Genomic DNA, 5922 nt, shown 5'->3' with positions numbered 1-5922 from the left:
CGAGATCTGCAGCACGCCCAGTCCCAGCGAGGTCGCCACACCGAAGACGGTGCCGATCACCGCCACCACGTCCGCGCCCCGGCCCGGCGTCCGGTTCCACACGGTGACCGGGATTCCGGCGTGCGCGAATCGACCGGCCAGCGCGCGGCCCATCGCCCCGAGCCCGAGGACGGTGACCGGGCTGTGCTGGGTGTTCGTCATTGCGCGACAACTCCTTCTGGCAGGGTCGAGGATTTTCGGCGCGCGCAGCATCGAGGTTGCCGGGGTCTGGGCCGGGCGACAAGTACGCACTATTTCCTCAGACACTGACCTGAAGGTATGTGTCCAGCTCCGCAGGGCCGGAACGGCATTGGACGCAATCGTGCATCGTGTGCCGGAATCGGCCGGATCGCCGATTCCGGTGTGGTCGAACCGGTGGCGGGGAGCGCTACCGAGGGTCGGTGGTGCGGGCGGCGGCGCGGGATCCGGCGACGCGGCCGAAGGCGAGGGCGTCGGCGATGTGGAACCCGCCGTCCTTGCACCAGGAGTAGGTGGAGCTGACATTGCCCGCGGCGTAGAGGCCGGGGATGGTCGCGCCGAAGGGGTCGAGGACTTCGGCGTGCTCGTTGCGGCGGGGGCCGCCGTTGCTCCACGCCAGGATGGGGGCGCTGGTGAAGGCGTAGTAGGGCGGTTCGGACAGCGGGGCCAGGGTCTTCGCGGGGCGGCCGAACTGGTCATCGGATCCCGCGGCGCAGGCGGCGTTGTAGCGGTCCAGGGTGGCGCGCAGAACCTCTGGGTCGACGTGGAGCAGCTCGGCCAGTTCCTCGATGGTGTCGGCGCGCTGGATCCAGCCCTTGCCGATCTCGGCGCTGTTGTCGGCGCTCCAGTCGTAGCCTTCGATGAGGCTGGCCCAGCCGACCGCGAGGCGTTCGCGGCCGGGGACGATCGGTCCTGCGCGGCGGGCGGACTCGTCGAAGACGATGTGCATGGGGGTGGTGGGGAACAGCTGGTAGCTGCCGTTGATGCGGGCGTGGCCGTGGCCCAGGGCGACGCGCTCGTCGCAGCATCGGCGGCCGTCGAAGCCGAGGTAGACGAAGGCGTTGGTGGCGGGGAAGGCGGTGTAGAAGCCCGCTTCGTAGCCCGGGGCGCGCAGGCCGGGCAGGGTCATCATGTTGGACATGTGCCACAGGTCGGCTCCGGCTTTGACGGCCATGCGCAGGCCGTCACCGGTGGCGGCGGGGGTGCCCCACACGACCGGGTCGGTCAGGCGCAGATGGTCGCGGACCAGGTCGGGGTCGGCCTCGAAACCGCCGGTGGCCAGCACGACTCCGCGTGCGGCCCGGATCCGCAGGGGGCTGCCGTCGGCGGTTTCGGCCAGCACGCCCAGGACCGTGCCCTCGTCGGTGACGAGCTCGCGGGCCGGGGTGCCCAGGTGGACTTCGATGCCGCGGGCGCGGACCGCGTCGGACAGGGCCGCCCACAGCAGTCCGTCGCCCATGCGGCCCTCGACGCCGATCCAGCCGCGCATGACATCGCTGCCGTCGAGGTCGGGGAACTCCGGGGGCGGCGCGACCGCCAGACCGATCGGGATGCCGAGGCTTTCCATCCAGGCGCTGTTGCGGGCGGTCTCGCGCGCCCACGCCTCGATCACCGGTTCGGGGATCGGCCGTCCGGCGCTGAGACTGCGCAGGTAGACCGCGGCCCGTTCGGGGTCCTGGTTGTCGAACCACACCGCGCCCGAGACGCGGGTGCTGCCGCCGGCGCGGTCGCCGGTCTCCTTGTCCAGCACCAGCACTCGGGCCCCGGCGTCGTGGGCGGCGATGGCGGCCGCGCAGCCGGCCCCGCCGAAGCCCACGACCACCACATCGGTCTCGACATCCCACGACATTCCCGCGTCGACCACGACCGCACCGTCCTTCTCGTCTCGTCCACCGCGAACGGTCCCAGCACCGCGCGCCGACCGTAAACGCCGGTCCCACTCACCGGGTGCCGCACCGGAAGGAACGACACACCGGCCCACGGAGGCAGTCGCACTCCGATCACCCACCGACGCCCGGACGAGATCGTGTGCCCGACCGGTCAGGCGGGTGCGCCGAACCAGGTGGTGAGTGCATCGGCCAGGTTGTGGGGTTCGGCCGAGGTCCAGCACACGATGCCGTCGGGGCGAATCAGCAGCGCTGTGGTGTCGCGTGGCTGGGCGGGTTTGGTGGTGACGATCGTGACGCGATCCGACCAGGGCGCCAGCGCTTCTCGCAGGGCGGTGGAGTCGGTCAGGTCCAGCAGAACGCCGCGGCCGTCGGCGAAGTGGTCGGCGACGCGGGTGCCGTCGGCCAGCTCGAAATCGGGGGTGGCCTTGCCGACCAGGGGATCGGCGCTGCCCAGGTCGTAGCGGTGTAGAACGCCGGAGATCTTGGCCAGGACCTGGGTGGTGGCCGCTGGGGTGTCGAGCAGTTCGGTGGTGACCGCGCGCAGGGCGCGGCTGTGCGGATCGGTGCGCATGAGCGCGATCTGCGCGCGGGTCCAGTCGAGGACCCAGGCGCCGATAGGGTGGCGTTCGCGAGTGTAGGTGTCCAGCAACGATTCCGGGCTGCGGCCGCGGATGACGGCGGCCAGTTTCCAGCCGAGGTTGACCGCGTCGCCGACACCCAGGTTCAGGCCCTGGCCGCCGAAGGGGGAGTGCACGTGGGCGGCGTCGCCGGCGAGCAGCACCCGGCCCTTGCGGTAGTCGGGGACCTGGCGGGTGTTGTCGGTGAAGCGGGTCGCCGAGATCACCTTCGCGATGGACACTGTCACACCGGTGACGCGTTCGAAGCTGTCCTCGAGTTCGCGGGCGGTGATCGGGGCGTCGCGATCGGCGGGCGGGCCGTCCAGTTCGACGGTGAGGAAGCGGCCCGGTACCGGGCCGTTGACGAAGATGCCGGTGGGGGTGGTGTGCCAGCCCAGCGGCACGTCCTCCGCACCGGTCATCTCGACCATGGCCTGGCGGCCGGTGATTTCCGGGTCCAGGCCGGGGAATTCGAATCCGGCGAGCTTGCGCACCGTGCTGCGGCCGCCGTCACAGCCGACCAGCCAGCCCGCGCGGATGGTGTGACCGCCGCAGTCGACGGTGACGCCGATCCCGTCGTCGGCCAATCCGGTCACCTCGACGCCGCGGCGCACCGGCACGCCGAGTTCGGCGGCGCGCTCGGACAGCATGGCCTCGATGGACTGCTGGGCGATGAAGCGGAATTCTCCGGCTGGGCCGACATCGGCGAAGGCCGGGTCCTCGCCGTCGATATTGTCCTGCCAGAGCATGATTCCGGCGAAGTGCGCGCCCGCGGGCCGTCGCACCGGCGCGAGGGGGCTCTGGTCGCGGCCCCCGAACATCTGGCCCATGCGCGCCAGGGCCGCCTCCTGGATCTGACGCATCCGCGGCAACAGGCCCCGCCGGTCCAGGGCCTGGGCGGTGGGCACGTTGATCCCGCCGGCCTTGATGGTCATATCCGGTGCGGCCAGGCGTTCGACGACCAGGACGTCCACGCCCGCCAGTCGCAGCTCACACGCCAGCATGAGCCCGACCGGTCCGGCCCCGACCACCACCACATCTCGTGTCTCGTTCATGGGAATCACTGTGGTGGTGGCCGATTGCCGGAGTCTTGCGTCGGCTTGCGTGGGGCTTACGCGCGCGATGCGCGGCGCACGCGGTCAGTTCCAGCCGCGCTGGTCCTGTTTGAGGGCGGTGTCGATGGCCAGTCCGGACGCGACCACCATCGACAGCAGCGGCTGGGGCAGCTGGCGGTGGATCTGCACGACATAGTTGTCGGCGGAGGTGAACATGGTTTTGAGTAGGCCCTCCCACGTCTTGGTGATGCGGGCGACCTCCTGACCGGTGTGGTCGTGGATGGCGAAGTTCCAGGCCCGCCAGTTCTCGGCGCGGATGCCGCCGATCTGCTGCCCGTTGACCAGGAAGGCGAAGTTGATCTTGCCGATCATGTTCTCCTGGATGATCTCACCGATCGGCGCGCCGTTGCCGTGCTCGAGCAGGAACTTCGACTTGAACACCTTGGCGGGGCGGGTGATCCGCATCAGGCACTGGCCGTGGGCGTCGCGGATCTCGAGCTTGTGGGTCATGAACTGGTCGTAGCTGGACAGGAAGCGCACGGCCTTCTTCAACGCCGACTGCCCGACCTCGGCGACCGCGCCGATCTGGCGGCCGTGCTGGTCGAAGACGCTGTACTCGTTGACCATTTCGATCAACTTGACCTTCTGGTTCACTACCAGGACCGGCTCGGTGAACACGGTGCCGCCGCCACCCTGGGTGGGCGCGATCCCGGCCTGCCGGCTGACCTGACGCTGGATGTCGGCGGGATTGTTCGCGCCGCCGACCTCGATCTCCCACGGGCTGGCCTCCGAGCGCGGGGCGAACTGCTGGGGCTGCTGAGCGTAACCCTGCTGGGCGTGCGGCTGCTGCGGGTGACCCGGCTGGGCGGGCTGCTGCGGGGCGAACCCCTGTGGGCCCGTGCCCTGTTGGGCGTACTGCTGCTGGCCCGTGCCCTGTTGGGCGTACTGCTGCTGGGCGGGCTGCTGAGCGTATTGCTGCTGGCCAGGCTGTTGCGGCGCGTACTGCTGCCGGGGCTGGGACTGCTGCTGCGGCTGGGCGGGTTGCTGGGCCTGGGGCGCGGGTTGCTGTTGGGGCTGAGTGTGATTGGTCCATTGGCTGCCGTCCCACCAGCGCAGGACTGGGGATCCGGGACGCTCGGGGTACCACCCGGCGGGTTGACTCATGGCCCGAATCCTAACGGTGTACAGGGACTCTGCACTTTTTGACCATTTTGCCCGGTCGTCACCTCTATGATGAGCCCTCGACATCGGGAGGCCAGGTCCGCGCCACCCCGGGAAATGGGGAAAACATGTCCGCCACAGTCGAATTCGCGGGTTGCCCGGTGTGCACGGAGCGGCCGCGATTATGACCGAACTGGTGACGCGAGCCCAGCTCGTCCTGCTGGCCCGGACCCTGCACGTGCCGGTGGAACGGCTCGCCCACCTCGAACACCTCGGCCCGCACCGGCTGCACGAACTCCAGCAGCGCATGGCGGCCAACCTCTTCGATCGGCACACGCCGGTTTTCGAGCGCATGGCGAGGCTGGTCCCGATCATTCCGCTGGCGATCTCGCTGCCCATCGTGCAGCGGCTGGTGCCGCCGTCGATGACCGGCCGCGCGGCCGGGGCGATCGGGGTGAAGTATCCGGCCAAGGCGGTCGAGGCGCTGTTGCGCCTGGATGTCGGCTATGCCGCGGACTGTGGCCCGTATCTGGATCCGCGCACCGTCGGTCAGCTCACCGACGATGCCCCGCCCGCCCCGGTGGTGGCGATTCTCAATGAACTGCTCGCGCGCCGCGACTACATCACCGCCGGTCCGTTCCTGGCCTACGCGACACCGGAATTGATCCGCGCGGTCGAGGAGGGCGTGCCCGATGACGAGGGCCTGATCCGTTCGGCGGCCTACGCCTATTCCGCCGAGGCGATCAGCGCGGTGATGCGCCAACTGCAGGCCGGCGAGGCGCGGCGGCTGCCGCGGATGCTGGGCACGGTGATCAACGGCTCCAAGGAGTTACGGCTCGAGGCGCTGTCGGTGTTCGCGCGTTGCGCGCCCGATGTGATCGCCGCGGTCGGCGATATTCTCTTCGAGGTGGCCCCGCCCTCGGCGGTGGCCGATCTGCTGACCACGTTCATCGCCGCCGACGCCACCGAGGACATGTTGCGTTTCGTGGGCCGGCTCAGTCCGCACGCGCTGACCCGGCTGGCGCTCAATCCGGTGCTGCCCGAGATCGCCGACGCGCTGGTCGACGCCGTCGACGGCAGCAGCGATGTCGGGGTGTGGCGCGGGGTGCTGGAACCGCTGGCGCGCACCCCCGACCAGGTGCGCCGCCGCGCCGGCAGGCGGCTGGCGCGCCTGGACGCGGC

The 5922-nt window shown here is 70.2% G+C and carries 5 protein-coding genes; 1 reads left to right on the top strand and 4 read right to left on the bottom strand.

Going from position 1 to position 5922, the window contains the following annotated elements; translation table 11 throughout:
• The 4 genes from ACWELJ_RS32850 to ACWELJ_RS32835 all read right to left on the bottom strand — a co-directional run.
• Positions 1-201, bottom strand: a 201-nt coding sequence (locus ACWELJ_RS32850; protein ID WP_452369969.1) for an NAD(P)-binding domain-containing protein, incomplete at its 3' end; no start/stop codon positions are given.
• Positions 202-427: 226 nt separating this feature from the next.
• Positions 428-1882: an FAD-dependent oxidoreductase gene (locus tag ACWELJ_RS32845; RefSeq protein WP_452369968.1), complete on the bottom strand. Its 1455-nt coding sequence runs from the start codon at positions 1880-1882 to the stop codon at positions 428-430.
• A gap of 176 nt (positions 1883-2058) precedes the next feature.
• Positions 2059-3579 (bottom strand): FAD-dependent monooxygenase, encoded by a 1521-nt coding sequence (locus ACWELJ_RS32840; protein ID WP_452369967.1) that lies wholly within the window; start codon positions 3577-3579, stop codon positions 2059-2061.
• 84 nt (positions 3580-3663) lie between these two features.
• Positions 3664-4743 carry a phospholipid scramblase-related protein gene (locus ACWELJ_RS32835; RefSeq protein WP_452369966.1) on the bottom strand — a complete coding sequence of 360 codons (1080 nt, stop codon included), beginning with the start codon at positions 4741-4743 and terminating at the stop codon, positions 3664-3666.
• A gap of 181 nt (positions 4744-4924) precedes the next feature.
• On the opposite strand from ACWELJ_RS32835, the gene ACWELJ_RS32830 reads away from it, so the two are divergent.
• Positions 4925-5922: hypothetical protein (locus ACWELJ_RS32830; protein WP_452369965.1), on the top strand; the 998-nt coding region annotated here is incomplete at its 3' end.

The sequence above is a fragment of the Nocardia sp. NPDC004582 genome (assembly GCF_053602115.1).
Note: the sequence above shows the minus strand (reverse complement) of the source record. Positions and strands in the feature narration are given on the sequence as shown.